This is a genomic window from Pseudomonas sp. Marseille-Q0931 (assembly GCF_940789645.1).
In the GTDB taxonomy this organism is placed as follows: Bacteria; Pseudomonadota; Gammaproteobacteria; order Pseudomonadales; family Pseudomonadaceae; genus Aquipseudomonas.
Genome location: NZ_CALNWT010000010.1, coordinates 1 through 25,538 on the forward strand (window position 1 = coordinate 1; position 25,538 = coordinate 25,538).

At 62.0% G+C, this 25,538-nt stretch carries 20 protein-coding genes and 1 pseudogene; 12 read left to right on the forward strand and 9 right to left on the reverse strand.

Annotated elements, in window-relative coordinates; genetic code table 11:
* The 9 genes and pseudogenes from dctM to rfbB all read right to left on the reverse strand — a co-directional run.
* A pseudogene (gene dctM / locus P3C50_RS16120) lies at window positions 1-760 on the reverse strand (C4-dicarboxylate TRAP transporter large permease protein DctM); the annotation flags it as partial.
* The gene (locus P3C50_RS16125; protein ID WP_275546787.1) at window positions 760-1,386 is read right to left on the reverse strand and encodes a TRAP transporter small permease; all 627 of its coding nucleotides are present in this window, start codon (window positions 1,384-1,386) and stop codon (window positions 760-762) included. The gene P3C50_RS16125 and the pseudogene dctM, both read right to left, overlap by 1 nt.
* 137 nt (window positions 1,387-1,523) lie before the next feature.
* Window positions 1,524-2,516, reverse strand: a complete 993-nt coding sequence (gene dctP, locus P3C50_RS16130; protein WP_275546788.1) for a C4-dicarboxylate TRAP substrate-binding protein DctP — start codon at window positions 2,514-2,516, stop codon at window positions 1,524-1,526.
* A gap of 305 nt (window positions 2,517-2,821) precedes the next feature.
* Window positions 2,822-4,207 carry a sigma-54-dependent transcriptional regulator gene (locus P3C50_RS16135; RefSeq protein WP_275546789.1) on the reverse strand — a complete coding sequence of 462 codons (1,386 nt, stop codon included), beginning with the start codon at window positions 4,205-4,207 and terminating at the stop codon, window positions 2,822-2,824.
* Entirely contained in the window at window positions 4,204-6,018 is a 1,815-nt protein-coding gene (locus tag P3C50_RS16140) for an ATP-binding protein (protein ID WP_275546790.1), read from the reverse strand. Before P3C50_RS16140 ends, P3C50_RS16135 begins: the two co-directional genes overlap by 4 nt.
* Before the next feature lie 90 nt (window positions 6,019-6,108).
* Complete coding sequence (rfbD, locus tag P3C50_RS16145) at window positions 6,109-6,972, reverse strand: dTDP-4-dehydrorhamnose reductase (RefSeq protein WP_197859207.1); 864 nt, start codon at window positions 6,970-6,972, stop codon at window positions 6,109-6,111.
* Complete coding sequence (gene rfbC / locus P3C50_RS16150; RefSeq protein ID WP_275546791.1) at window positions 6,969-7,517, reverse strand: dTDP-4-dehydrorhamnose 3,5-epimerase; 549 nt, start codon at window positions 7,515-7,517, stop codon at window positions 6,969-6,971. Before rfbC ends, rfbD begins: the two co-directional genes overlap by 4 nt.
* Window positions 7,514-8,386 (reverse strand): glucose-1-phosphate thymidylyltransferase RfbA, encoded by an 873-nt coding sequence (rfbA, locus tag P3C50_RS16155; RefSeq protein WP_275546792.1) that lies wholly within the window; start codon window positions 8,384-8,386, stop codon window positions 7,514-7,516. The genes rfbC and rfbA overlap by 4 nt, the downstream gene beginning before the upstream one ends.
* Window positions 8,387-8,395: 9 nt before the next feature.
* Window positions 8,396-9,457 carry a dTDP-glucose 4,6-dehydratase gene (rfbB, locus tag P3C50_RS16160; protein ID WP_275546793.1) on the reverse strand — a complete coding sequence of 354 codons (1,062 nt, stop codon included), beginning with the start codon at window positions 9,455-9,457 and terminating at the stop codon, window positions 8,396-8,398.
* A gap of 406 nt (window positions 9,458-9,863) precedes the next feature.
* On the opposite strand from rfbB, the gene P3C50_RS16165 reads away from it, so the two are divergent.
* The 12 genes from P3C50_RS16165 (at window position 9,864) to P3C50_RS16220 (ending at window position 25,262) form a co-directional block, all read left to right on the forward strand.
* Window positions 9,864-11,297 carry an undecaprenyl-phosphate glucose phosphotransferase gene (locus P3C50_RS16165; RefSeq protein WP_275546794.1) on the forward strand — a complete coding sequence of 478 codons (1,434 nt, stop codon included), beginning with the start codon at window positions 9,864-9,866 and terminating at the stop codon, window positions 11,295-11,297.
* Entirely contained in the window at window positions 11,298-12,752 is a 1,455-nt protein-coding gene (locus P3C50_RS16170; RefSeq protein ID WP_003464328.1) for a mannose-1-phosphate guanylyltransferase/mannose-6-phosphate isomerase, read from the forward strand.
* Complete coding sequence (locus P3C50_RS16175; protein WP_003464325.1) at window positions 12,752-13,663, forward strand: glycosyltransferase family 2 protein; 912 nt, start codon at window positions 12,752-12,754, stop codon at window positions 13,661-13,663. The genes P3C50_RS16170 and P3C50_RS16175 overlap by 1 nt, the downstream gene beginning before the upstream one ends.
* A 29-nt stretch (window positions 13,664-13,692) precedes the next feature.
* Window positions 13,693-14,457, forward strand: coding sequence for a polysaccharide biosynthesis/export family protein (locus tag P3C50_RS16180; RefSeq protein WP_003464321.1), 765 nt, complete (start codon window positions 13,693-13,695; stop codon window positions 14,455-14,457).
* A 14-nt stretch (window positions 14,458-14,471) separates the two neighbouring features.
* On the forward strand, window positions 14,472-16,463 hold the full coding sequence (locus tag P3C50_RS16185; RefSeq protein ID WP_003464319.1) for a GumC family protein: 1,992 nt from the start codon (window positions 14,472-14,474) through the stop codon (window positions 16,461-16,463).
* Window positions 16,463-17,650, forward strand: coding sequence for a glycosyltransferase (locus P3C50_RS16190; RefSeq protein ID WP_003464317.1), 1,188 nt, complete (start codon window positions 16,463-16,465; stop codon window positions 17,648-17,650). Before P3C50_RS16185 ends, P3C50_RS16190 begins: the two co-directional genes overlap by 1 nt.
* A 20-nt stretch (window positions 17,651-17,670) precedes the next feature.
* On the forward strand, window positions 17,671-18,960 hold the full coding sequence (locus P3C50_RS16195) for a GH39 family glycosyl hydrolase (protein ID WP_242408944.1): 1,290 nt from the start codon (window positions 17,671-17,673) through the stop codon (window positions 18,958-18,960).
* Between the two features lie 6 nt (window positions 18,961-18,966).
* Complete coding sequence (locus P3C50_RS16200) at window positions 18,967-20,184, forward strand: glycosyltransferase family 4 protein (RefSeq protein ID WP_003464311.1); 1,218 nt, start codon at window positions 18,967-18,969, stop codon at window positions 20,182-20,184.
* Entirely contained in the window at window positions 20,175-21,275 is a 1,101-nt protein-coding gene (locus tag P3C50_RS16205; RefSeq protein ID WP_275546795.1) for a glycosyltransferase family 4 protein, read from the forward strand. The genes P3C50_RS16200 and P3C50_RS16205 overlap by 10 nt, the downstream gene beginning before the upstream one ends.
* Complete coding sequence (locus tag P3C50_RS16210) at window positions 21,275-22,693, forward strand: O-antigen ligase family protein (RefSeq protein WP_275546796.1); 1,419 nt, start codon at window positions 21,275-21,277, stop codon at window positions 22,691-22,693. The genes P3C50_RS16205 and P3C50_RS16210 overlap by 1 nt, the downstream gene beginning before the upstream one ends.
* Before the next feature lie 9 nt (window positions 22,694-22,702).
* Entirely contained in the window at window positions 22,703-24,112 is a 1,410-nt protein-coding gene (locus P3C50_RS16215; protein WP_275546797.1) for a lipid II flippase MurJ, read from the forward strand.
* A 73-nt stretch (window positions 24,113-24,185) separates the two neighbouring features.
* Window positions 24,186-25,262, forward strand: a complete 1,077-nt coding sequence (locus P3C50_RS16220; protein ID WP_275546798.1) for an acyltransferase family protein — start codon at window positions 24,186-24,188, stop codon at window positions 25,260-25,262.
* Window positions 25,263-25,538: the final 276 nt, after the last annotated feature.

Genomic DNA, 25,538 nt, shown 5'->3' on the forward strand with positions numbered 1-25,538 from the left:
ACAGGGCAACGAAGCCGGCGTACACCGCCGCCACGGCCGCAGCCTCGGTCGGGGTGAACATGCCGGTGTAGATGCCGCCGAGGATGATCACCATCAGCAACAGGCCCCAGAAGGCCTCGCGGGCGGAACGCAGCCACTCGCGGAAGCTGGCGCGCGGCAGGGCCGGCAGCTTCTTGATGCGCGCAACGATGTAGATCGCGATCATCAGTGCCAGGCCGAGCATCACACCGGGAATCACACCGGCCATGAACAGCTTGCCCACCGACTGCTCGGTGGCGGCGGCGTACACCACCATCACGATCGACGGCGGAATCAGGATGCCCAGGGTACCGGCGTTACACACGATGCCGGCGCCGAAGGCCTGCGGGTAACCGGAGCGCACCATGCCGGCGATAGCGATGGAGCCTACGGCCGCGACGGTGGCCGGCGACGAGCCGGACAGCGCAGCGAACAGCATGCATGCCAGCACCGCACCGATGGCCAGGCCACCACGGATGTGACCGACGCAGGCGTTGGCGAAGTCGATCAGGCGACGTGCCACGCCACCGGTGGTCATGAAGGCACCGGACAGCAGGAAGAACGGGATCGCCAGCAGGGTGTAGTGCTCGGAGGTCTCGAACAGCTTGATCGCCAGCGAGCGCACCGAGTCGGGGCTGAACAGCATGATGGTGATCGAGCCGGCCAGGCCGAGCGATGCGGCGATCGGCACGCCGATGAACATCAGCAGGAACAGCAGCAGGAAGAGGAACAGCACGGTCATTATTTGGCCTCCTCGTGCTCATTGATTTTCAGCGCATCGGCGGCTTCGTCAGCCAGGCCGAGGCCGGTCTGCTCGTTGCGCAGGATGCGCACGAGGATTTCCAGGAAACGGATGAACACCATGGCGTAGCCGAACGGCACGATCATGCCGATGTGCCATTGCTGGATGCCGTAGTGGCCCAGGTCTTCGGCGCCGATACCGGCCCTGAACAGGGTGCTGACCCAGTCGAAGCTGCCGACGGCGATCAGGCCGGCGTAGCCCAGGCAGGCCGAGCAGGCGATCACGCCGATGACGCGCTGCACGCCGCGCGGAGCGAGTTTGACCAGAGCGTCGACGCCGATGTGGCCGGCGGTACGCACGCCGTAGGCCAGGCCGAAGAAGATCAGCCAGCCGAACAGGGCCTTGGTCAGGGCGTTGCTCCAGGTCATCGCCTGAGCAAGGTCGAGAATGAAGTCGCCGATAGTAAGCAGAGCCTCGTTACCGCCGAAGGTGTCACCCAGCCAATAGAACAGGGTGTAGAAGTTGTTGAGGATCACGTAGACGAAAGTGATCAGCGTCATGGCCGCCAGGAGGAAAGCAATGAAGCCTTCCTCGAAGTGCTCCCAGACGCGCCGCAAGGCGTTCATGGTCGGTTCTCCCGAATGGAAAGGGCGTAGGGTGGGACGGCAGCCGGCCCACCGGTTACAGCATTGAACGACGCCCGTCGCGGGCGTCGTGGTGGGTCAGCGCTGCAGTGCCCTGCCCACCCTACGGCTCTCCGGCCTTATTGCTGGTTGGCGGTTTGCGCGGCCTTGATCAGGTCGGCACCGATTTCGCCTTCGAACTTCTTCCATACCGGCTGCATGGCGTCGCGCCACTGGCCGCGCTGCTCGGGAGTCAGGGTCAGGATCTCGGTAGTACCGGCATCGAGAATGCGCTGCTTGTCGCCTTCGTTGAGGGCGTCAGCCTGCTTGTTCACCTCGACGGTGACCTCGGCGATGATCTTGTCCAGCTCGCTACGTACGTCAGCCGGCAGACCGTCCCAGAACTTGGTGTTGGTGATCAGCATGTAGTCCAGCAGGCCATGGTTGGACTCGGTGATGTACTTCTGCACTTCGTGCATCTTCTGGCTGTAGATGTTCGAGTACGGGTTCTCGGCACCGTTGACCACGCCGGTCTGCAGGCCTTGGTAAACCTCGGCGAAGCTCATCTTGCGCGGGTTGGCGCGCACGGCCTTGAACTGCTCTTCCAGTACGGCGGAGGCCTGTACGCGGAACTTCAGACCACGGGCGTCTTTCGGCTCCAGCAGCGCCTTGTTGGCCGACAGCTGCTTCAGGCCGTTGTGCCAGTAGGCCAGGCCGGTGATGCCCTTGTCAGTCATGGAGGTCAGCAGCTTCTGGCCTTCCGGACCTTTCTGGAAGCGATCGACTGCAGCCATGTCGTCGAACAGGAACGGCAGGTCGAATACCTGCAGCTGCTTGGTGTAATGCTCGAACTTGGCCAGGGACGGGGCGATGATCTGGACGTCGCCGAGCAGCAGCGCTTCCATTTCCTTGCCGTCGCCGAACAGCGAGGAGTTCGGGTAGACCTCGACCTTGACCTTGTCGCCCAGGCGCTCTTCGGCCAGTTGCTTGAACAGCACGGCACCCTGACCTTTCGGGGTGTGCTCGGCAACCACGTGGGAGAACTTGATGACGATCGGGTCGGCAGCGTGAACCACGCCAGCGATGGACAGGGACAGGGCGCAAGCCAGCGCCTTGGCAGTCAGTTTGAACATGCGGATGCTTCCTCTTGTTGTGTTTATCGCATTTGCGCCGAGGCGCTGCTGACGAACGGACAAGAGCAAGTCTAGGCGGCTTGGAGAAAAACGCCGGTGGCATCAGCGAGGCCTGGACTTGTACTTGTGGGTTCGCTTGGAGCTAGCCTAGAGCAACCCTTGTGCCAGTCTGCCATGGGGTGCGTGCCTGCCTAGAGGAAAAGCCCGTGGCTGTGGGCTTTGATGGCGTTTTGCCGAGCGCCTGGCGGGCGTATGCGCCCGCTGACGGCCAGTCTTTGATGATGGCTTTGGCGGTTTGCCGCCAGTCAGTCGAAGTCCTCTGGCGAGCTTCCGCCAGCACCGGAGAAATTCAGCCCATGTTTGCGCAGCTTGTCGTGCAGGGTCTTGCGCGGCACGCCCAGCGCTTCGGCCAGGCTGCGCAGCGAGCCGTGCGGACGACTCAGCTCGGCGGCGATCAGCGCGCGCTCGAAGGCTTCGACCTGTTCGCTGAGCCCGCCGTTGACCGGTGGCAGGTTCGGCGCGTTGCTATCGAGTGCCAACTCCAGGCCCAGGGCGAAACGTTCGGCGGCGTTCTGCAGTTCGCGCACGTTGCCCGGCCATGGATGACGCAGCAGCAACGCACGCTGTCCCGGTTGCAGCTCACGCGGAGCCAGGGCGTGGCGGGCTGCCGCCGCTTCGGCGAAATGCTGGAACAGCAGCAGGGCATCCTCGCCGCGCTCGCGCAGCGGCGGGATGGACAGCGGCGCGACGTTGAGCCGGTAGTAGAGGTCGGCGCGGAAACGCCCGGCGTCGGCAGCCTGGCGCAGGTCTTCCTTGGTGGCGGCGATCACGCGGATATCCAGCGGGATCAGCTGGTTGCCGCCGAGGCGTTCGACCACGCGCTCTTGCAACAGACGCAGCAATTTGACCTGCACGTCCAGGCTCATGCTCTCGATCTCGTCGAGGAACAGGGTGCCGCCGTTGGCGAATTCGAACTTGCCGATGCGGCGCTTCTGCGCGCCGGTGAAGGCTCCGGCCTCGTGGCCGAACAATTCGCTTTCCACCACGGACTCGGCCAGTGCACCGGCGTTGATGGCGACGAAGGGCCCGTCGCGGCGGCTGGACAGATCGTGCAGGGCGCGGGCGACCACCTCCTTGCCGGCGCCGGTCTCGCCGAGGATCAACACGTCGGTGGTGATGCCGGCGAGCGCGCCGATCTGCTCGCGCAGGCGCTGCATGGCGGGCGACTGACCCACCAGGCGGCTGGACAGCTGCTGGCGGTCGTTGAGCGCCATGCGCAGGCTGCGATTGTCCAGTACCAGGCGGCGCAGCTGCAGGGCGCGGCGAACGCTGTCGAGCAGCGCCTCGTTGGCGAAAGGTTTCTCGAGAAAGTCATAGGCCCCAGCGCGCATCGCCTGCACGGCCAGCGGCACGTCGCCGTGGCCTGTAATCAGCAGTACCGGCAGCTCGGCATCGCGCTCGCGCAGTTGCTGCAGCAGTTGCAGGCCGTCGATGCCGGGCATGCGGATATCGCTGACCACCACCCCTGGCCAGCCCACCGGAATACGTGCAGCCAGACCCTGGGCATCGCCCAGGCTGAGGACCTTGAGCCCGGCCAGGTCGAGCGTCTGGCTGAGCGCCTGGCGCAGATGGGCGTCGTCGTCGATCAGCAATACCTGAATGCGGCTGTCGATGGCGCTGTCGCTGGTCATGGCGAAGGGTCCTCAGAAGGTTGCAGGTTGACGCCGGGGCTGGCCAGGCGCAGGCGCAGGGTAATCAGCGCGCCGCCGGCCGGATGATTGGCCAGCAGCAGTTCGCCGTCCAGCGCCCGCACCAGACTATCGCAGATGGCCAGACCTAGCCCCAGGCCCTGGGCGCTGGTCTTGGTGGTGAAGAACGGCTCACGCGCGCGGGCCAGGGATTCGCTTGAGAAGCCGGGGCCGTTGTCGCGCAGCAGCAGGTCGAGATGCTCGGCCTGATGCTCAATGCTGATCCAGATACGCCGTGGCGGCGCCTTGTCGACCAGGGCGTCGAGCGCATTGCCGAGCAGGTTGCCGAGTACCTGACGCAGGCGCGTTTCGCCAGCCTGAACCCAGAGCGTGGCGTCCGGCAGGTCGCGAATCAATTCCACATCCATGGCCCGGCGGCGTTTGGCGAGCAGGGCAAGGGCGTCGTCCAGTGCCGGTTGCAGCGCCACTCGCTCGGGCGCATGGCGGTCGCGGCGGGCGAAGGCGCGCAGATGCGCGATGATCGAGGCCATGCGCTCGGTCAGTTCGCTGATCAGCTTGAGGTTGGCGCGGGCATCGTCGCTGCGCTGGTGGTCGAGCAGGGTACTGGCGTTCTCGGCGTAGCTGCGGATCGCGCCCAGTGGCTGGTTGAGCTCGTGGCTGATACTGGCACTCATGGTGCCGAGCGCGGAGAGTTTGCCGGCCTGGACCAGTTCGTCCTGGGCGCGCACCAGCTCCTGCTGCGCCTGCTCGCGTTCGAGCACTTCCTGCTTGAGTCGGCTGTTGAGCAGCTCCAGGTCCTGCGTACGCTCGGTCACCCGCTGTTCCAGTTCGGCCTTGGCGCTAGCATCGAGGGCGATGCGTTCGAGGTAGTGTCGGCGGCGCAATATCAGCAGGCCGAGCAGCAACAGCAGGGCCAGCAGGGCAGCCGCCCCCACGGCCACAGCGCTGCGCACGGGGCGATCGAGAAGGATGCGCGGGGCGAGAATACTCACCGTCCAGCCGGTTTCCTCCAAGGCCCGGCTTTGCGTCAACCAGGCGTTGGGATCAAGGTCGAGCGCGGGCGGCGCCTGGGTCGGGTAGGGCTGGTTGGCGGCGATCGCCGATTGTTCGACGCGGTCCAGCGGGCGGCTGGCGTGAAAGCGCCAGTCAGGGCGCGAGGTGAGAATCACCACGCCATTGGTGTCGGTGACCAGCAGCTGTTCCGGGGTGTTACCCCACAGCGTTTCGGTGTGGTCGAGGTCGACCTTGACCACCAGTGCGCCAATGTTGTGGTCGTCCTCGCGCACCGGGTAGGCAAAGTAGTAGCCGCGTTTTCCTGAGGTGGTGCCGAGGCCGAAGAAGCGGCCCAGGCGGCCGGCCAATGCTTCGCGAAAGTACGGGCGAAAGGCGAAGTTGCCGGCGACGAAACTGTCCGGCTTGTCCCAGTTGGAGGCGGCCAGGGTGACGCCGCGGGTGTTCATCAGGTAGATCACGTCGGCCCCGGTCTGGCTCTTCACGCGGGCCAGCAGGCGGTTGGCGTTATCCAGTACTGCGGGGTCTTCGGGCGTCTTCAGGGCTGCGCGCAGGCCGGGCAGGTCGCCGAGAATCTGCGGCAGCACCTCGTAGCGGCGCAGCGTGCCAAGCAGGTTGGCAACGTACAGGTCCAGGGTTTGCCGGTTCTGTTCGATCAGGACTTCGCGGTAGTAGCGTTCGGCCAAAAAGTGTACGGGCAACAGCAGGGGCGCGAGCAGCAGCGCCAGCAGCACGAGGCTGCGCCAGCGCAGGCGGCGGGGAGTGGCAGTGTTCGTGCTCATGGAGAACCGTGCAGAAATGATCGGCGCATTATGCACGTTAAGCGTGCGGCCGGTGACGTGCGCCGGCCGCTGGTGATGAAATGTCGGGCGTCAGCCCATGCGCTGCAGGCAGGCGTCCAGTGCCGTTCGCCAGTCCGGCAGGCGAATCTGCCATTCCTCTTCCAGGCGTTCACCGTCCAGGCGCGAATTGAGCGGGCGCTGCGCCGGCGTCGGGTACTCGCTACTGGAGATCGGGCGCAGCCGGGCACAGGGCTTGCCGGTGGCGCGCAGGCGCTCGGCGATGGCGCTGGCGAAGCCGAACCAGCTGGTTTCACCCTGGCAGGTCAGGTGATAGGTGCCCCAGCGATGGCGTCCTTGTTGCCACTTGTCGATCAGCTCGGCGGTGGCGCTGGCGATGCTGCCGGCCCAGGTCGGCGCGCCGATCTGGTCATCGACCACGCTGAGTTCTTCGCGCTCCTGCAGCAGGCGCTGCATGGTCAGCAGGAAGTTGCGCCCATGCTGCGAGTAGACCCAGCTGGTACGCAGAATCAGGTGGTCGCAGCCACTGATGCGCAGTGCCTGTTCCCCGGCAACCTTGCTGGCGCCGTAGACACCCAGCGGGCGCGGCGTGTCCGCCTCGCGGTAGGGCGTAGTCTTGCTGCCGTCGAAGACGTAGTCGGTGGAATAGTGGATCAGCGGGATGTCCAGCTCGAAGCAGGCATCGGCCATGACGCCCGGCGCTTCGGCATTGATGGTGAAGGCCAGTTCGCGCTCCTGTTCGGCCTGATCGACGGCGGTGTAGGCGGCGGCATTGATCACCAGCGCCGGGCGTTCGCGCAGGATGGTTTCGCGCAGGCTTTCCGGGCGTGACAGGTCGAAATCCTGACGGCCGAGGCTGATCAATTCATGCTCGCGCAGGGCCAGTTGCAGCTCGCGCGCGACCTGGCCGGTGTGGCCGCTGATCAGAATCTTCATGCGAACGTCTCGGCGTCGGTCAGGCTCAGGCCTTGTTGATCCTTGGCCGACAGCTGTGGCGTCAGGCCGTCGAGCGGCCAGTCGATGGCCAGCTGCGCATCGTCCCAGCGGATGCAGCGCTCAAAGGCCGGGGCGTAATAGTCGGTGGTCTTGTAGAGGAACTCGGCGTACTCGCTGAGCACCAGAAAACCGTGTGCGAAGCCTTCCGGCACCCACATCTGGCGCTTGTTCTCGGCAGACAGATGCACGCCCACCCACTTGCCGAAGTTCGGCGAGCTGCGGCGTACGTCCACTGCGACGTCATAGACCTCGCCGGCACTGACGCGCACCAGCTTGCCCTGGGCCTGCTGCAGTTGATAGTGCAGGCCGCGCAGTACGCCTCGCGCGGAGCGCGAGTGGTTGTCCTGCACGAACTCTCGGGTCACTCCGGTCGCCTCTGCGAAGCGCTGCGCATTGAAGCTTTCGTAGAAGAAGCCGCGCTCGTCACCAAATACCTGAGGTTCGAGAATCAGCACTTCCGGTAGTGCGGTCGCGATCACTTTCACAGCGACTCCTCCGCCAGTTTGTAAAGGTATTGACCATAACCCGTCTTGCCCAATGCCTTGGCACACGTAAGCAATTTCTCTCGGTCGATCCAGCCCTGCTGATAGGCGATCTCTTCCAGGCAGGCGACCTTCAATCCCTGACGCTTTTCCACCGTTTGCACGTATTGCGAGGCATCGAGCAGGCTGTCGTGGGTGCCGGTATCGAGCCAGGCGAAACCACGGCCGAAGCGCTCCACGCGCAGGTCTCCACGGGCCAGGTAGGCATTGTTCACATCGGTAATTTCAAGCTCGCCGCGTGGCGAGGGTTTAACGGCCTTGGCGATTTGCACCACATCGTTGTCGTAGAAATACAGGCCGGTTACGGCAAAGCTGGACTTGGGTTTCGCCGGCTTTTCCTCGATCGACAGCGCGTTGCCGGCGGCGTCGAACTCGACCACGCCAAACCGCTCCGGATCGCTGACCCAATAACCGAATACCGTGGCCCCACTGTCGTGGCTGGCGGCGCGAAGCAGCATTTCGGTGAAGTGTTGGCCGTGGAAAATATTATCCCCGAGGATCAGGCAGACCGAGTCGTTACCAATGAACGACTCGCCGATCAGGAACGCCTGGGCCAGGCCGTCCGGCGAGGGTTGCTCGGCATACTGCAGAGTGATGCCGAACTGGCTGCCGTCGCCGAGCATCTTCTCGAAGTTGGGCAGGTCTTCAGGGGTGGAGATGATCAGAATCTCGCGGATGCCGGCCAGCATCAGCACCGACAGCGGGTAATAGATCATCGGCTTGTCATAGATCGGCAGCAGTTGCTTGGACACACCCAGGGTGATGGGGTGCAGACGGGTGCCGGAGCCGCCGGCGAGAATGATGCCTTTCATTGAAGCTCCTTAGAGTGCGCCGAGTCGCTGGCCCTGATAGCTGCCATCCTGCACGCGGCGACACCAGTCGAGATTGTCCAGGTACCACAGCACCGTCTTGCGCAGGCCGGTTTCGAAGGTTTCCTGCGGCACCCAACCCAGTTCGCGCTCGATCTTGCTGGCGTCGATGGCGTAGCGCAAGTCGTGACCCGGACGGTCCTGCACATAGGTGATCAGGTCTTCATAGCGCGCGAGGCCGGCGGGTTTCTGCGGTGCCAGCTCTTCCAGCAGGGCACAGATGGCGCGTACCACGTCGAGGTTCTTCTGCTCGTTGTGTCCGCCGATATTGTAGGTCTCGCCGACTTCGCCTTGGCTGACCACCTTGAGCAGCGCACGTGCGTGGTCTTCCACGTACAGCCAGTCGCGTACCTGCTGGCCGTTGCCATACACCGGCAGCGGCTTGCCGGCCAGGGCATTGAGGATCATCAGCGGGATCAGCTTCTCGGGGAAGTGATAGGGGCCGTAATTGTTCGAGCAATTGGTGATCAGCACCGGCAGGCCATAGGTGCGTTGCCAGGCGCGGACCAGATGGTCGGACGCGGCCTTGCTCGCCGAGTAGGGCGAGCTGGGGGCATAGGGGGTGGTTTCGGTGAACAGGTCATCGACACCGTGCAGGTCGCCGTAAACCTCGTCGGTGGAGATGTGGTGGAAGCGGAAGGCCGCCTTGCGCTCGGGGCTCAGGGTTAGCCAGTAAGCGCGCGTGTTCTCCAGCAGGCTATAGGTGCCGACGATATTGGTCTGGATGAAGGCCGCCGGGCCATCGATTGAGCGATCGACATGGGATTCGGCGGCCAGGTGCATGATGGCGTCTGGCTGGAATTCGCTCAGCGTCGCAGCGACTCGCCCGGCATCGGCAATATCGGCCTGAACGAAGCGGTACCGGGGGCTTGCGGCGATCTCCAGAAGGGATTCCAGATTGCCGGCATAGGTCAGCTTGTCGAGATTGAGCACTTCGTGCTCGGTGTCCTGAATCAGGTGGCGAATCAGTGCCGACCCGATGAAGCCGGCTCCGCCGGTAATAAGGATGCGCATTTACTGTGTCCTTGGCGATGAGTGACGGCAGACGAGGCCCTGGATCAATTGAAAGTCGCGGAAGCTGTGGCGCAGCAGGCCACGTAGAGGCTCAATAGCCATAAGCCTGAATGGTTGATGGCGCATTTTGTACATCAAACCGCTTGGGTTGCGCGAGTCGTTTTGGCGGTAGTACGAGCACATGGCGTTCTTCAACAAAGCTTCTTTTTTGCTGGCTTTCTGGCGCCAGAAATTAACTGTGCTATTCATCAGTGCGGATGTTGAAATGCCATCATAAAAGTGGTTAAGTCGCGCCATAAAACAATTTGACGATATTCTGTCGAAAATTTGATTTTTTGCATTTTACTGCCTGTTTTTTGACGTCATCGGATGTTCATGAGCGAAATTAAGGCGGGAGTGACTTTTCATGCGTCTGCAATCAGCCGGTGGTTCCTTGCTGGCGCGTCCTGGGTTCATCGAATATTTCTTGGCGGCCATTCGCCTGGTTCATGGCATTACCGCCATTTTGCCAGGGTTTGCTCTTCTGGTATGGCTATCGGATGAGCCCGTGCTGACACAAAGCTACGCCACGGTACTGCTCTTCTTTGGCGTTCTTACGGTAATGATGTTTCAAGCCCTGGGCGTTTACTCCGAGGAGATATTCAGTAGCCTGTTGCGCTTTCGCATGATGTTCTTTGCCTGGTCTGCGGCGTTCTGTCTGTTGCTCTTCATGCATCAGGCGCTGGCAATGTTCAGCTTCATGGAGTGGCATTTCCTCAGCCTCTGGTTTCTGGCCAGCCTCTTCGCGTTCGGCGCCGAGCGTTTGGCGTTGCTCGCTCTCTATCGGTATTGGATGCGTGCCGGACAATTTCTGCAGAGCGCGGTCATTCTGGGGGCGACTGAAAATGGCCTGCGCCTGGCGGAATTCATGCAGCGTCATAGTGACATTCGCTCCGGGTTGATCGGCTTCATCGACGACCGTATTGGTCGTTTGCCCGATACATTAGGCGGACTACCGCTGCTCGGAGATAGCTGTGCGCTCGAGCGTTTAGTGCGTCAGGACCGCGTAACTCAAGTGTTGGTGGCTCTGCCTTGGTCCGCCGAAAACCGCATCGGTCAGATTGTGCGCGAGCTGCGCAAGCTCCCTGTGAACGTCCTTCTGGTGCCGGACATGCTCGCTTTCCGGCATGCGCGCAACCGCATCACCGAGGTGGCCGGGCTGCCGATGTTCAACGTCTCGGAAAGGCCGCTAGACGGTTGGTCGCCTTTGATCAAGCGCATTGAGGACCTGCTTTTGGCGCTGCTGGCTCTGGCTTTCGCTCTACCTCTGATGATCTTGGTCGCACTGGCGATCAAGCTCGACTCGCCTGGGCCTGTGCTGTTTCGCCAGAAACGTTACGGCTACAACAACAAGCTGATTGAAGTGTTCAAGTTTCGTTCTATGTACTGTGACCGCGCCGACGCCAACGCCGAGCGGCAGACCACGCGCAATGACGACCGCATCACTCGAGTCGGGCGCTTTATCCGCAAGACCAGCTTGGATGAGTTGCCGCAGCTGTTCAACGTATTGCTCGGAAGCATGTCCATGGTTGGCCCGCGCCCGCATGCTACGGCGACCAAGGCGGCCGGCATCCTTTTTGAGGATGCGGTGAAGGAATACACCGCCCGGCATCGTGTGAAGCCCGGTATCACCGGTTGGGCGCAGATCAATGGCTATCGCGGCGAAACCGATACGCTGGAAAAGATCGAGAAACGTGTCGAGTACGACCTGCAGTACATCGAGAACTGGTCGGTCTGGTTCGACCTGTACATCCTCTTCCGCACCTTGCCTGCGGTCATCTTCACCCGCGAGGCCTACTGAATGAGTGCCCTGATTCCCTGTATTGTTGCCGGCGGGGCTGGCACAAGGCTTTGGCCAGTTTCACGCGAGGCTATGCCCAAGCCGTTCATGCGTCTGGCCGACGGGCGCAGCCTGCTGCAGAAAACCCTGGAACGTGTTGCCGGCTTGGATGACGTCGCTCAACTGCTGACGGTGATCAATCGGGAGCTGTTGTTTCGCACGCTGGATGACTATCGCGCGCTGAATCAGAAGCATCTGGGGCTGGATTTCCTCCTAGAACCCATGGGGCGCAACACCGCTCCGGCGATTGCGGCTGCAGCGCTGCATGTCGTGTGTCATTACGGTGAAGACGCCCAGTTGCTGGTGCTGCCTGCCGACCACTTGATTCGCGATCAGGCCGCTTTCGTCGCCGCCATCGGACGGGCTCGCGCTCTGGCCGATGCGGGTTGGTTGGTCACGTTCGGTATCCAGCCGGATCATGCCGAGACAGGCTATGGCTATATCCAGCAAGGCGAGGTGCTGGAGGGCGGTTACCGTGTCGCCAGCTTCGTCGAGAAACCCGACCTGGCGACGGCCGAGGCTTACCTGGCCGGTGGCAAGCACTTGTGGAATGCCGGCATGTTTTGCTTCCGCGCCGATGTACTGCTGCGTGAACTACGTGAACATGCGCCGCAGGTCGTCGAGGGTGTGGAGAAGTGTCTTGCCTTGAGCGCACCGGCGCAGGGCAAGCAGGGCGTGCAGTGTGAGCTGGATGCTGAAAGCTTCGCCGAAGTGACCGATATCTCTATCGACTATGCTCTGATGGAGCGCTCGGCCAAGGTCGCCGTGGTGCCTTGTGATCTGGGTTGGAGCGATATCGGCTCCTGGCAGGCGTTGCGCGAATTGACGCCAGCAGATGCCAACGGCAACCAGATCAATGGCGAGGTGATTCTGCATAACGTGCATGGTTGCTACATCGACTCGCCCAAGCGCCTGGTCGGTGCCGTAGGGGTGCGCGACCTGGTAGTGGTCGACACTCCAGATGCCTTGCTGATAGCTGACGCCCACTGCACGCAGGACGTCAAATTCGTCGCTCAGGAACTGAAGAAGCGCGGTCACGATGCCTATCGTCTGCATCGTACCGTGACTCGCCCCTGGGGTACCTACACCGTCCTGGAAGAGGGCTCGCGCTTCAAGATCAAGCGCATCATGGTTCGCCCCGGCGAGTCGCTGTCACTGCAGATGCACCATCACCGCAGCGAGCACTGGATCGTCGTCAGCGGCATGGCTCGGGTAGTCAATGGCGAGCGCGACTTTCTGCTCAATACCAACGAATCGACCTTCATTCCTGCGGGCCATCAACATCGTCTGGTCAACCCAGGGGTGATCGACCTGGTAATGATCGAGGTGCAGAGCGGTGAGTACCTGGGGGAGGACGATATCGTCCGTTTCAACGATATCTATGGCCGTGTACCGGCCAGCGAGAAGAGCAACTGATGCGTGTTGCCTTGATCATCCCGACTCGCAACGCAGGCGCTCACCTTGATCGTCTGTTACCTGCGATCGCCATGCAGACATTGCAGCCAGATGAGTTTCTGGTGGTCGACAGCGCATCTGGTGATGACACGGTGGCGCGCTTCCTTGAAGTCGGTGCACGGGTCGAGGTTATCGAGCCGAACCAGTTCAACCATGGCGGCACACGGCGTTGGGCCAGTCAGCAGGTCGACGCGGACGCGCTGATCTACCTGACCCAGGACGCGATTCCGGCCGACGCCGGTACCTTCGCCAACATCATCGCCGACCTGCAGGGCGAGGCCGATATCGGGGTTGCCTATGGGCGACAACTGCCGCACCCGGATGCAGGCCTGCTGGGCGCGCAGTCGCGTCGTTTCAACTATCCGCCGCAGAGCCGCACCAAGCGCATGAGTGATGCACCTGAGTTGGGGATCAAAACCTGTTTCAGCTCCGATTCGTTTTCGGCCTACCGGCGTGACGCGCTGGTCGCCGTGGGCGGCTTTCCCGAGGACGTGATCGGCAGCGAAGACGCCTACGTTGCGGCCCGCATGCTGCTCGGCGGTTATGCCGTGCGTTATGCAGCGACCGCCGAGGTGTATCACTCGCACGATTACAGCGTGCTCGAGGAGTTTCGTCGTTACTTCGATATCGGTGTTTTTTACGGACGTGAGCGCTGGATCAGGCAGGCGTTCGGTTCGGCCGGTGGCGAAGGCATGCGTTATGTGAAGGCCGAGATGGCAGCGCTGCGCGCGGCCGGCTGCCTCTACCGTTTGCCCGAAGTCTTTCTGCGCAGTGCGATGAAGCTGACTGGTTACCGTCTTGGTCAGGTGGAAATGTCTTTGCCATCAACCCTCAAGCGTCGCGTCAGTATGTTTTCCGGGTACTGGCGTTAGCCCCTACTTTGCTACAGGAAGTTCGATAAATGAAACATGTGATCTTGTTGTTATCCGTCGTGATGCTGGGGGCATGCACCACACCTGCGAGGGTTATGCTGCCTGATACGGACACCATAGAGGCCGGGCAGCAGGCGCTCGATCAGCTTGCCCTGGTGCCGCCACCGCAAGAGCGTGTGCGGGTGGGCGATACGTTACGCATCGTCCGCGATGCCGGTGAGATGCCGACGTTATCTGCCTTCAATGTCAGCACCATCTACGAGCTGACGCTGTTCACCGTACTCAATGACGGTTCAATCTATTACCCGTTCATCGGCAACGTGCAGGCGGCGCGTCGCACGCCCGGCGAAATCGCCGAATCCCTCACCGAGCGGCTTAAGGAGGTCTACCGCCAGCCCAAGGTAACGGTGAACATCAACAACGCGCCGGGCAATACCGTTTTCGTCGGTGGTGCGGTGCGCAATCCCTCGGCCGTGCCGATTCCGGCGGCCAACAACATCCAGCAGGCCATCATCGGGGCCGGTGGCGTGCTTCCCACGGCGGACAGCCGCAAGGTCGCCTTGCTGCGAGAGGATTCCGAGGGGGCCTATCACGCCTATTTCCTCGACTACAGCCAACTGCTCGTCACCGGAGAGCACGGGCGCAAGACAGTCGGGCTGCAGCGCGGCGATATCGTCTTCGTGCCCAAGTCGGCGGTCGGCGAGCGAATCGAGGGCGTGGACGTCTATCTGAACCAGCTCATTCCTTTTACCAAGTCGATGGGAATCGGCGCCAGTTACACAATCAATCGCTGAGGAGCGACACACTCATGATCGAAATTCGTTCCTTTCGCGACCTGCTGCGTCTGCTGTTTATATTCTTGCGAGAATTCAAGTGGGCGATGGGGATAACCCTGGTTGTGATCCTGCTGGGCGCATTCCTGCTGCCCGCCAAATACGAGTCCAATGCGCGATTGCTGGTGAAGCCGGGGCGTGATGCTGCCTTACCGCTGGAAATCAGCGATCGCCAGGCTATGGTGATGCCCATCAGCCAGCGTGATCCGATTGTCGACGAAGAGCGCATGCTCACCGGCCGGCCGATCGTCCGCGAGGTGGCTGAGCATTACCTGGAAGTGCTGGCCAACCAGCCGCCTCCGCCGTGGGTATGGAAGCGCATTAAATATGAAGTGAAGCGCGTTGTCGGTGCGGTTATCGATGGGGTGCGCACGGTCTTCGAAACCATCGGCGTGATCGAGGAACAGACCGACGTCGAGCGTCTGGCACGTGCCTTGGAGAAGAACTTCGAGGTCGACCATGCGCTGGGCTCGAGCGTTATGGAGATTCGCTTCACCTGGAACGAGCCGGATGTGGCGCAAGCCATTGTCGAGCACTGGATCGAAATCTATCAGCGCCAGCGTACCGATGCGCTTGGCCGAAAGAGCCTGTTCACGTTCTACGAAGCGCAGAGTGCGGCCAGCGCCCTGCAGATCAAGAGCTACAAGGAACAATTACTGCAGAAGATGACCGGGCTCGGCGCCGCCAGCATCACCGACCGTTTGGAGGACCTGTCGGAGCGTATCAACATCCTGCGTGGCGAACGCTTCAATACCCAGCGCCTGATCAGTTCTTCGGACAGCGTTCTGGAAAACACTCGCAATCAACTGAAGGGGCTGCCTCAGGAGGTCGTAACGGTTCGTCAGATCGCCCTGAACCCGGCCCAGCAGGACCTGCGTCGTCTGCTCAATCAGAAGCGTCTCGAGCGCGTCGATATGCTGCGCACCTATGTGACCACCGCCGAGCCCGTGCGGGCGCTCGACGAGTCGATCGCCTCGCTGGAGAAGCAGGTGGCCGATGAGGGGGATACGGTGCAGAGCTCCGAGGACCGTGCCCCTAATACGCTGTCCATTCACCTGCAGCGTGTTCTGCTCGACGAAACCAGCAATAACAAGGCATTGCGCGCTCAGCTCGCGGCTCAGGAATCTCAACTGCATGAACTAGAGGCGCAGCGCAACGAGGCGATGCGCGAGGAGCCTGAAGTGGCTCGCCTGCAGCGTGAGCTGGATGCGGCAGAGAAGAACTATGTGCTCTATACCGACAGCCTGGAGAAGTCCCGGATTGATCGCGAACTGGACAACAGTCAGATCAGCAACATCGCAGTCATCGAGGCCGCGACGCTAAACCCTGCCCGGGTCTTCCCCAAGACGCTGGTGATGCTGCTGCTGGCTTTGCCATTCTCGGCGCTGGTGGGCTTGCTGGTGGTCTATGTGTGCTACTTGCTGGATCAGCGCATCCATGATGGCGGCCTAGTGGAGTCGCGCTTTGGCCTGCCCCTGTGGACGACGCTTCCCGAGCGGAACAATTCCAGTGCCCAGACTAGCAATGCCTTCGCTGCCAGTGTCTACCGGCTGTATGGTTTCATGCCGCTCAAGCGCATCGCCAGCGATGGTTTGATGCTTGGCCTGACCTCGGCACGTCATGGCGAAGGGGTCGGCTTCGTCATCGAGCAGATGCGTCAGTTGCTTGAAGAGAATGGCCTTAATGTACGCGTAGGCGGCGCAGAGCCGGCCCAACCCGGCGAGGTCGTGCTGCTCGATGCGTCTGCTCTGCTCGACAGCCGCGAGGCGTTTGTCACGCTGCGCCGCGCGGACATGATCGCGCTGGTGGTAGAGGCACGACAAAGCTCCATTCCAGTGGTCCAGCACGTGCTGTCGATTCTCACCACCGCGTTCGGCAAGGTGGACGGCATCATCATCAACCGTCGCTGCTTCGAGGTGCCGGGCAAGGTTCTGAAAGTGATTGATCGTTTCCGAGGCGCGTTCTGATGCGCATTGCCCTGCTGGCGCCGTTGCCCCCCGAGAAGAACGGCATTGCCGATTACGCGGGGCATTTCAAGGCGGCGCTGGAAGCCGACGGGGTCGAAGTACTGACCCCGCTGGCCGGGTGTGGCGCAGAGCCGGGGGCCGTCAACGCCCGGGTGTCATCGTTCGACTGGAGCGGCGTCGATCTGGTTCATGGCGAGCTTGGCGGTGGGCGTCTGCGTGAGTTCCACGCGCTGGAGCTGCTGCGCATGCGCTATCCCGCGCTGCCGTTGACGGCGACCATCCACGATCCCGAGCGCCTGGTATGGCGTCAGGCGAAGTTGCCCCGCGTCCTGGCCTGGACGGAACGCTTTCCGGGCCTGCTGCAGCAGGCGGCGGTGGTGCTGAATGACCCGTTCACGTTGCGTCAGGAGCGCAAGCTGGCGCACGGCATGAATCGTCTGTTCACCCTGACCGGGCTCGGGGCATCCTGCCTGCGCCAGCGCATGGGGCTTGCCGACGGGCGGGTCGCCGTGGTCCCGCACGGCAATCTCGACATAGCGCCGGCTGCCCTGCCGGACCTGGATGTGATGCGTCTGCTGTATTTCGGCTTCATCTACCGGGGCAAAGGCATCGAGGATCTTCTGCAGGCCCTGGCCAGGGTTCTGCAGGCCGACGAGTCGCTGCACGGACGCCTGCGCCTCACGCTCGCTGGTGGTACCGCAGCCGAGATGGCATTTGGCGGGCGTAATGATTACCTCGACGAGCTTCGCGAGTTGATCGGTCGCCTTCAACTGCAGGAGAGCATTGATTGGCGCCTGGACCTGCCACGCGAGGAAATCGCCCAGGTCATTCAGCAGCACCATGTCATGGTTCTACCGTACCGGGAGTCGCAGAAGCTGCGCATCCTGGGTGAGCAACGTGGCACCAGTGGTGCACTTTCCTGGGCTGCGGCCTGCGGTCGTGGGGCGATTACCTCGGACGCCAGGGCATTTGCCGAAGAGGTCAGTAGCGGAAACGGCATGACCTATGCTCAGGGAAATGTCGAGGCGCTCGCGCAGGCGTTGCAGGGTATCGCTCGTCAGCCACAACTGGCTGCGGCCTGGGCGGACCGGGCAAGCTCGATCGGGCGTGAGCGCCGGTGGAGCAGTGTTGGGCGGCGTTTTCACGAGCACTTCGCCGAACTGTGCAGACAGGAGCCGATGCCATGAGAAAGATAGCCGCCGCCTTGATGATCGTTCTGCTTGGAAGCCTGTTGTTGTGGGGGATGCGGGTGGACGCCCAGATGCACGCGCTCAAGGCGCCGCGTGAGGTCGTCTGGAAGGATTTCCTGGGCGTGAATGCACAGTTCCTGTGGTTCAGCCCGGAGCGGTACAACCAGCAGATGGAGCGTTTGAAGGCGCTTGGTCTGCAATGGGTGCGCCTTGATCTGCACTGGGACCAACTCGAACTGGCTGAGGACCAATATAATGTAGCGGCCCTGGATGTACTGGTGCGTGATCTGGAGCGCCAGCAGCTCAAGTCCGTTTTCTATCTGGTGGGCTCGGCCCGTTTCATCACTACCGCCCCGCCGGAGTCTCCGTACCAGGATCAGTATCCGCCGCGCGACCCGGAGGTTTTCGCCCAGCGCATGGCGCTGCTGGCCATGCGTTACCCCAGTGTCGATGCCTGGCAGGTCTGGAACGAACCGAATCTGATTGGTTTCTGGCGCCCCGAGGCAGATGCGGCCGGCTACGCCCGCCTGCTCGAAGCCAGTACCAGGGCTCTGCGCAGCGTCGCCCCCGACAAGCCGGTGGTGGGCGCCGGGCTGGCATTCTTCAGCGATCTGCCCGGTGGCGCGAGCATGTTCGAGCAGCTCGGCCAACTGGGTGTGCAGCGGCTGAACACCATCGTTGCCTATCACCCCTACACCCAGCTGCCGGAAGGCAACATGCGTGGCAGCAACGATTTCGCCCTGCGCACACGCGAGCTCAACGATGTATTGCGCCGTTCCGGTGTACCCGCCATCTGGGCGACGGAGTGGGGCTGGTCCAGCTATTCGGGGCCCAAGGAGGCTCAGGACATCATCGGCCGAAACGGCCAGGCCGATTACGTTCTGCGGCGTCTGGCCTTGATGAGTACGCAGGATTTCGACCGGGTTTTTCTCTTCACCCTCAATGACCTCGACACCCGTGCAACCGTCAGAGACCGTGACTATGGGTTGCTTGATCTTGAAGGTAATCCCAAGCCTGTCTACCTGGCGCTGCAACGGTTCCTGAAAATCACCGGGCCGCGCCTGTTACCCGCCGAGCCCCCGCAGATCGCAAAGAAGATCGACGGGCTGTACAACATCGCCTGGAAGGACGAGAAGGGACGGAACCTGCTGATGTTCTGGGCGGAGAAGGGCGCTGAGCTTGAGCTTCCGGGAGTCACCCGCGCCGTTCTCCACGATCCGCTCACGGGGCGCGAAACGGCGCTCGGCAATGGCAGCTGGGTGAAGGTGAAGACCAAACCGTCGCTGCAGATACTGACCTGGGACTGAACCTAGATGCGTTTATTGTGGGTTCTCCCTTATTCGCCCTGGCCCACCACCAGCGGTGGCAAGACCCGCCAGTACAATCTGCTGCGCAGTCTGGCCGAACGTGGGCACCGCATCACGTTGCTGGTGCAGAGCAAGCAACCACTGAGCGCCGACGACCGGGCTATGCTCGAGCCTTTGCTCGAGCAACTGATCGTCGTGCCGCGCCGCCCGCTGCGCAGCTTCGCAAGTCTGTTCGTGGCGCTGTTCGCGCCAGCCCCTCTGCTGGCTGGTGTGAATGGTTATGCCCCACGCATGCAGGCCGCGTTCGTCGAGTTGCTGCAGCAGCGATGGGATGTCGTGCAGGTGGAGCACAGCTATACCATCGAGCCGTTGCGGAAGCCGCTCCGTGAACAGCGGCAGCCGTTCGTGCTGACCGAGCACAATGTCGAGTCATCGCTGGGGGCGGCCACCTATTCCCGCTTTCCGACCTGGGCGCGGCCGTTCGTCTGGTTCGACCAGTGGCGTTACCGGCGCTGGGAGCGCCAGGTGCTCAGGCAGGCGGCACGTGTGGTCGCCGTGACCGAAGCGGATGCGGCCGTGATGCAGCGCCTGGCTGGGCAACCGGTGGCCGTGGTGGTGAATGGCGTGGACTGTGCGCAGTTCGCTGGCGCAACGCCCGACAATGCTTGCCAGAGGATCCTGTTTCTCGGCAATTACGAGTACTCGCCGAACGTCGATGCCGTGCAGTGGGCGCTGGATGAGATCATGCCGCTGCTGTGGCAACGCAACCCGCGTGCGGTCATCAGCATCTGCGGGCATGCGCTGCCGGCCCAATGGCCTGAGCGCTGGCCTGACAAGCGAATCGAGTGGCAGGGGTTCGTCAGCGATCTCCCGGCGCTGCAGTCGCAGTCGTCGGTGTTTCTTGCCCCGTTGCGCCACGGCGGTGGCTCGAAGCTCAAAGTGCTGGAGGCCCTTGCCGCCGGCCTGCCGCTGGTAAGTACCGCGCAGGGGGTGTCCGGCCTGGCGCTGGAGCCGGGGAGCGACTATTTGGCTGGCGAGACGGCGCAGCAACTGGCCGTGGCGTTGTCCGAGGTGCTGGACCAGCCGGCGGATGCCGCGCGACTCGGCCAGGCCGGGCGCGAGTATGTCCGCGTCCATCACGACTGGGCGGTCGCTGCCAGTCAGGTGGAGGCCATCTACGAAGACCTGGCGCGCCAGCCGGTATCGGAGGCGTCATGCGCATAGGCCTCGACTATCGGATGGTGGCGTCTGCGCCGATGTCGGGTATCAGTCGTCAGGTGCTGGCGATGGAGCGCGTGCTGCGCGAACTTCCCGATGTAACCCTCACCCGCTATGCCGTCGCGCCGTCAGGAGCCGATCTGCGCCAGCAGGTCTGCTGTCCGCCCTGGGATTGCGCCTCGGCTTCGATGCACCAGCCTCACAACCGGCTGCGCTTCGAGGCCTGTTTTCTGCCAGGCGAACTGCGCAGGCAGGGTATCGATCTGTACATCGCGAACTTCAACATGGGTCTGCCCCTGCCTCCGCGTCCCAAGGGCACGCGTTACGCGCTGTTGCTGCACGATCTGTTTCAGATCACGCTCAAGAATTACCACGCCAATGCTTTCAAGGCTGCGGTCTACCGTGCCTGTGACCGCCTTTCGATCAGCTATGCGGTGCGGACGGCCGATCAGATCTGGACCCCTTCGCGCTTCACGGCCGACGAGGCGGTGCGGTTGTTTCCTGGCGTGGCCGACAAGGTTCGGGTACTGCCCAACCTGGTAGAAGGTTTCAGTGGGCAACCTGCGGCGCTTACCCGGCCATTGCCTTCACGTTACTGGCTGGTGGTGGGCACGCGGGAGTTGCGCAAGAACATCCCATGGTTCGTCGAAGCCTGGGCGCAGGCCAGGCGTGAGTCTGCTGAAATTCCTGATCTGGTGATGGTCGGCAGCCTGGACCACTTGCCTCAGGCGCAGCGTGACCTGCCAGGCCTGCATGCCTTGTCGGGACTCGATGATGCGCAGCTTCACGCCGTGTATGCGCGAGCGCAGCGGCTCTGGCAGCCCTCATACGCCGAAGGATTCGGTCTGCCGGTTGTCGAGGCCCTGAGCCTGGGTGTGCCGGTGGCCGTGGCTCGCGGCTCCTCCCTCGAAGAGGTGGCGCCTGCGATCAGCCCGCGTTTCTCGCCCAGTGATGGGCCGGCACTGGTACAGCTCATGCTGGGGCTGTCTGCGGAGCCGGCCGAGGACCCACAACTGTTGCGTCAGTGGGCTGAGCGATTCGGCCCGGCAACCTATCGTAATCGCCTGATCGAATTGATCGCGGAAGTGAGTTCGTAATGCCAGGAAAGCTAATTGCCATCGTCGTTGGCGTCGTATTTGGTGCGCTGCTGCTGTTTCTGTCCCCGGTCAAGGCCGTGGCGGCCGTCTTCGCGGTGGCGGTGGCCCTGAGCGTACTGCGCTTTCCGCTGTGGGGGCTGCTGCTGTTCGCGCTGCTTGCCACCTTCATGCCCTACGCGACGGTCAACCTGGGAATTCGTACCACGGTCAGCGAGGCGCTGCTGGCGCTGACCTGGGGTGCCTTGCTGTGGCAGGCGTTCATTTCCCCGGCCTCCCGGGTCGCGGTCACCGGCACCACCGAGCGCTGGCTCATGGTGCTGATGCTGTTCAGTATCCTGCCCTTCGTGGTGGGGCAGCTCACCACACAAGGCACCGCCAGCGGTCTGTCCAACTGGCTGCGCTGGTTGCTCAACCTTTCCGTCGTGTTCCTCGCTGCCAAGCTGCTGCAGGAGCGCAAAAACCGGGAGTTGCTGGTTGTCTGCCTGTTGCTCGGCACGTTGGCGATGCTGCTCCTGTCGATCGCGGTATTCCTGAGGACCCGCTCAGCTTCCGGCATGCTGCCGGTGCTGACGTTCTTCAGTTACGGCAACCTGGATATGCTCGGCTTCGCCCTGAATGCGCTTTCATCGCGCATGGGCTCGCCCTGGATGCACCCCAATGCCACGGGCGGCATCATGGCGCTGTTGTTGCCCCTGGCGCTGTGTTTTGGCCTTGCCAATGAAGGCTGGCGGCGCTGGCTGGGGCTGTGCGTCGCCTTGCTGGGGGCTGCGGCACTGCTGCTGTGCAGTTCGCGCGGGGCGATGCTGAGCCTGACCGTGGTACTGATCTGGATGGCGGGACGGCGAGTTCCCTATACCGGTCGCCTGTTGATGCTCGGTGCCGTGCTTGTCGTTGCGCTGGTGATGAGTTACCCGCCTCTGCAGGAACGCCTGGCGACGATCTTCTCCTCGGATAACGCCAGTACACAGGAGCGATTCGACGAATACCGGATGTTCCCCAGGGCGGTGCTTGCCTACCCGTTCGGTCTGGGCTTCAAGCTGGAGCCGCCTATCGAAGGCACTGACCTGATCGGCATCTCCAACCTGTGGCTCAACTTCATGTACAAGCTAGGGCTTGGCGGCATGCTGTTGTTCATCGCCGTCACCTGGCGCTGGTGGCGCGAGAGTCGGCCTGAGCAGGGGGCTATCGTGCTGACGCGGGACAATGCGATCTGGCTGGGTAGCCTGGGTGGTGTGCTGGCAGCGCTGATAAGCGGTCTGTTCGACCATTACTTCAGCTTCGCGGTGGTGATGATCGGCCTGTTCTGGTTGCTGGTGGGTATCAATCTGCTGGAGGCCAGGCGGCTGTTCCCTGCTCGCAAGCTCCATCGCGGATTGCAGCGCCAGCGCCTGGGTGTCGTGGTCAACGAGCGAGGCTGAGGGGCGACCATGCTTGGCTCCGCCGCGTCGCTCACCCTGGTTACCCTGTTCGGCCTGGCGCTGGGCTTTGCCCGTGAGTGGCTGCTGGTCAGCGCATGGGGCGCTGGCGCGCAGAGCGATGCCTTCCTTGTCGCACTGTTTCTGCCGGAGGCGGTTCGCATGTCGCTGGCCGGTGGGCTGCTCAGTGCCGCTGCGTTGCCTCTTTATCTGGCCGAGGACGAGGTGGGGCGTCGTCGCTGGATGGGGGCGCTGTTGCCGCAGCTTGCGTTGATCGGTCTGGCCGTCGCGCTGCTGGTACTCGTTACGGCTCCATGGATTGTCGGTGTGATCGGCCTGGGCCTGAGCGATGCCGGGCAGGTCCAGGCAGGTGACACCTTGCGGCTGCTTGCGTGGTGCATACCGGGTTTCGTGCTGCATGCGCTGCTCAGTGTGCCGCTGCAGGCCAGTGAGCGCTTCGTGATGGCGGGATTGGGCTCGGTGCTGTTCAACGCACCGCCCGTGATCTATCTGGCAAGCATGGGGACGCAAAGCAGTGTCTCCGGTGTAGCCGAGGCCTGCGTGCTGGGCAGCGTGCTAATGGCCGGCTCGCTGCTGCCCTGGCAATGGAAACAGGGCTGGAGGCCATGGCGCAGCAACGGCTCCCTGCAGGCACTTCGGCTACTGGGGCAGCGCATGTTGCCGTTGGTTGGCAGCAACGCGGCGAGCCAGGGGCTTGCCCTGCTTGAGCGTTCAGTCGCGTCGCTGCTCGGGGAGGGCGCTGTTACCTGGGTCAACCTGGCCCGCAAGCTGGTGAACCTTCCGCTTGTGGCATTGATGAGCCTCAATCAGGTGCTGCTGGGCCTGATGAGCAGCCGAGCCGATACGCAGCGTATTCCTTTGCTCAGACGTGGGGTCGAGACGGCAAGCCTGCTCGCGTTGCCGGCCGGCATCGGCCTGGTGGGCGCCGCCCCTGCGCTGGTGGCATTGCTGCTGCCGTCATCGCTGGGGGCTGATCCGCTACCGGCGCTGCTTGCCTGGTTTGCCCTGCCGCTGGTGTTCGGTTGTTGGAATGCCTTGCTCGCCCGTTATGCCTATTCAACCGGCGACACGGTTCAGCCGCTGTACTGCGAACTTCTGGGCAGCGGCGTCAACGCGCTGTTGTTGCTGGCGCTGCCCTGGTGGCTGGGGTTGGCCGGTATACCGCTGGCAGCCGTGGCAGGCGTGCTGGTCACGGCCCTGGCGCTCATGCGCCGCCAGGCGCTTCTGGGCCAGTTGGCCTGGGTGCGGTACTGGCTGTGTGCGGGCTTGTTGCTGGGTATCAGCGCAGGAGGTCTTTTCGGCGTGGCAGACACCTGGTTGCAACTGGGGCTGACTACGCTGTTCGCGGCGGCGACGCTCGCCGGCATGGCATTGATACTGCGGCCCTGGCGTGCCGCCTGAGCGGTGCGGGTACGTCTCACGAACACACGAACAGTCAGAGCCCCGTAGCGGGCTTTCTTGAAGGGGAAGCAAGGTGGAGCAGCGCTGGATTCAGATTGATATCGCCAAGGGCGTGGGTATCCTGATCATTGTGTTCGGGCATGGATGGTTCGTGGCCAGCTCGCCGGATTTTCTCTATCCGCTGGTGGCGTCCTTCATTCTGCCGCTGTTTTTCTTTCTCTCCGGGGTTTTCTTCAAAACCACTGGTACCTTCGCTGAAACGGCTATTGGCAAGGCCGATGCCCTGCTCAAACCTTTCTTCTTCACGATGTTGTTGTATGTCGTGGTGCGTGATGTGTTGCGAGGGCAGCCCCTGCTACCGGATATCGTAGGCTTGTTCTATGCCTCGGTCAGCACACTGCCCTGGCAAGCATTGTGGTTCCTGCCGCACTTCTGGCTGGCAATTCTATACAGCTGGTTGTTGTTGCGCCTGCTTGAGTCGTTGCGGTGCCCCGCTCCGATCATGTGGCTTGTCGTGGTCGTTCAGATGCTGCTGGGAATCTGGCTGCTTGGCTGGTCGTGGCATTCGCCGGTCACCTTTTTTGGCCAGTCCTATAGCATACCTGGGCTGCCGTTCAGTGCCGATGTTGTTTTTATCAGTAGCGCATACTTCTTGCTTGGCTATCTATTACGCTCGGCTCTGCGTGCACATAAAACCTCGTTGATAGGTCTATTAGTTAGCGTCGTATTGTTCGGTATGATTTTCTTTTTTCATCCCGTGACTATGGATTTGGCGCAACGACGTTATGATCATTGGCTGTGGACCACGTTGTTGGCAGTTCTGGGGGTGTATATCTGTTGGGCGTTGTCAGGTCTGATGACACATTGGAGCTGGCTTTCCAAAGCTATGACATATATCGGGCAATCGACTCTGGTTATCCTGATCTTCCATGGTGAGATTCAAAACAAAAGCTTCGCCTTGCTGAGATGGTTTTCTGTTCCTGACCATTTAGGTGCCGCTATTGCGCTTGTGTTTACCGTGATTGCTTCCTTGCTGATTGGTGAATTTATTAAGCGATTTAGTTTTTTGCGTGTGATGTATTTGCCTGTTTGGAAGAAAAAGAATAAGAAAAAATTGAAAAAGGCGACAGCCAGTCAGGTCTCAGAGTAAGAGAAGGGTTTTTTAATATTACGTTGGATTTGAGTTGCTCCGGCTTTTTAGGTTTATTTGTTTAGGTCAGGCCGCCAAGGCCTGACCTGTTTGTTGTTTTGTTACTAGTGGGGTTGGGTTCGCCTCCACAGGCGAAGTTATCGTTTTGAGTTCAGGAGGCGTCGGTAGTTTTTACTAGTTGTCTCGTGGCTCCTCCTAAGCGACAACCAGTCCGGCCTTGTACATTTAAGGGCCTTAACCAAGGCTTTTTTGTAATTGTCGCCCGTCCTGCCAATT

Bases quoted from the DNA above. Each gene is read 5' to 3' on its own strand.
- P3C50_RS16125 (WP_275546787.1), bottom strand. From the start codon at position 1,386: ATGAACGCCTTGCGGCGCGTCTGGGAGCACTTCGAGGAAGGCTTCATT.
- dctP (WP_275546788.1), bottom strand. From the start codon at position 2,516: ATGTTCAAACTGACTGCCAAGGCGCTGGCTTGCGCCCTGTCCCTGTCC.
- P3C50_RS16135 (WP_275546789.1), bottom strand. From the start codon at position 4,207: ATGACCAGCGACAGCGCCATCGACAGCCGCATTCAGGTATTGCTGATC.
- P3C50_RS16140 (WP_275546790.1), bottom strand. From the start codon at position 6,018: ATGAGCACGAACACTGCCACTCCCCGCCGCCTGCGCTGGCGCAGCCTC.
- rfbD (WP_197859207.1), bottom strand. From the start codon at position 6,972: ATGAAGATTCTGATCAGCGGCCACACCGGCCAGGTCGCGCGCGAGCTG.
- rfbA (WP_275546792.1), bottom strand. From the start codon at position 8,386: ATGAAAGGCATCATTCTCGCCGGCGGCTCCGGCACCCGTCTGCACCCC.
- rfbB (WP_275546793.1), bottom strand. From the start codon at position 9,457: ATGCGCATCCTTATTACCGGCGGAGCCGGCTTCATCGGGTCGGCACTG.
- P3C50_RS16165 (WP_275546794.1), top strand. From the start codon at position 9,864: ATGCGTCTGCAATCAGCCGGTGGTTCCTTGCTGGCGCGTCCTGGGTTC.
- P3C50_RS16170 (WP_003464328.1), top strand. From the start codon at position 11,298: ATGAGTGCCCTGATTCCCTGTATTGTTGCCGGCGGGGCTGGCACAAGG.
- P3C50_RS16175 (WP_003464325.1), top strand. From the start codon at position 12,752: ATGCGTGTTGCCTTGATCATCCCGACTCGCAACGCAGGCGCTCACCTT.
- P3C50_RS16180 (WP_003464321.1), top strand. From the start codon at position 13,693: ATGAAACATGTGATCTTGTTGTTATCCGTCGTGATGCTGGGGGCATGC.
- P3C50_RS16185 (WP_003464319.1), top strand. From the start codon at position 14,472: ATGATCGAAATTCGTTCCTTTCGCGACCTGCTGCGTCTGCTGTTTATA.
- P3C50_RS16190 (WP_003464317.1), top strand. From the start codon at position 16,463: ATGCGCATTGCCCTGCTGGCGCCGTTGCCCCCCGAGAAGAACGGCATT.
- P3C50_RS16195 (WP_242408944.1), top strand. From the start codon at position 17,671: ATGATCGTTCTGCTTGGAAGCCTGTTGTTGTGGGGGATGCGGGTGGAC.
- P3C50_RS16200 (WP_003464311.1), top strand. From the start codon at position 18,967: ATGCGTTTATTGTGGGTTCTCCCTTATTCGCCCTGGCCCACCACCAGC.
- P3C50_RS16205 (WP_275546795.1), top strand. From the start codon at position 20,175: ATGCGCATAGGCCTCGACTATCGGATGGTGGCGTCTGCGCCGATGTCG.
- P3C50_RS16210 (WP_275546796.1), top strand. From the start codon at position 21,275: ATGCCAGGAAAGCTAATTGCCATCGTCGTTGGCGTCGTATTTGGTGCG.
- P3C50_RS16215 (WP_275546797.1), top strand. From the start codon at position 22,703: ATGCTTGGCTCCGCCGCGTCGCTCACCCTGGTTACCCTGTTCGGCCTG.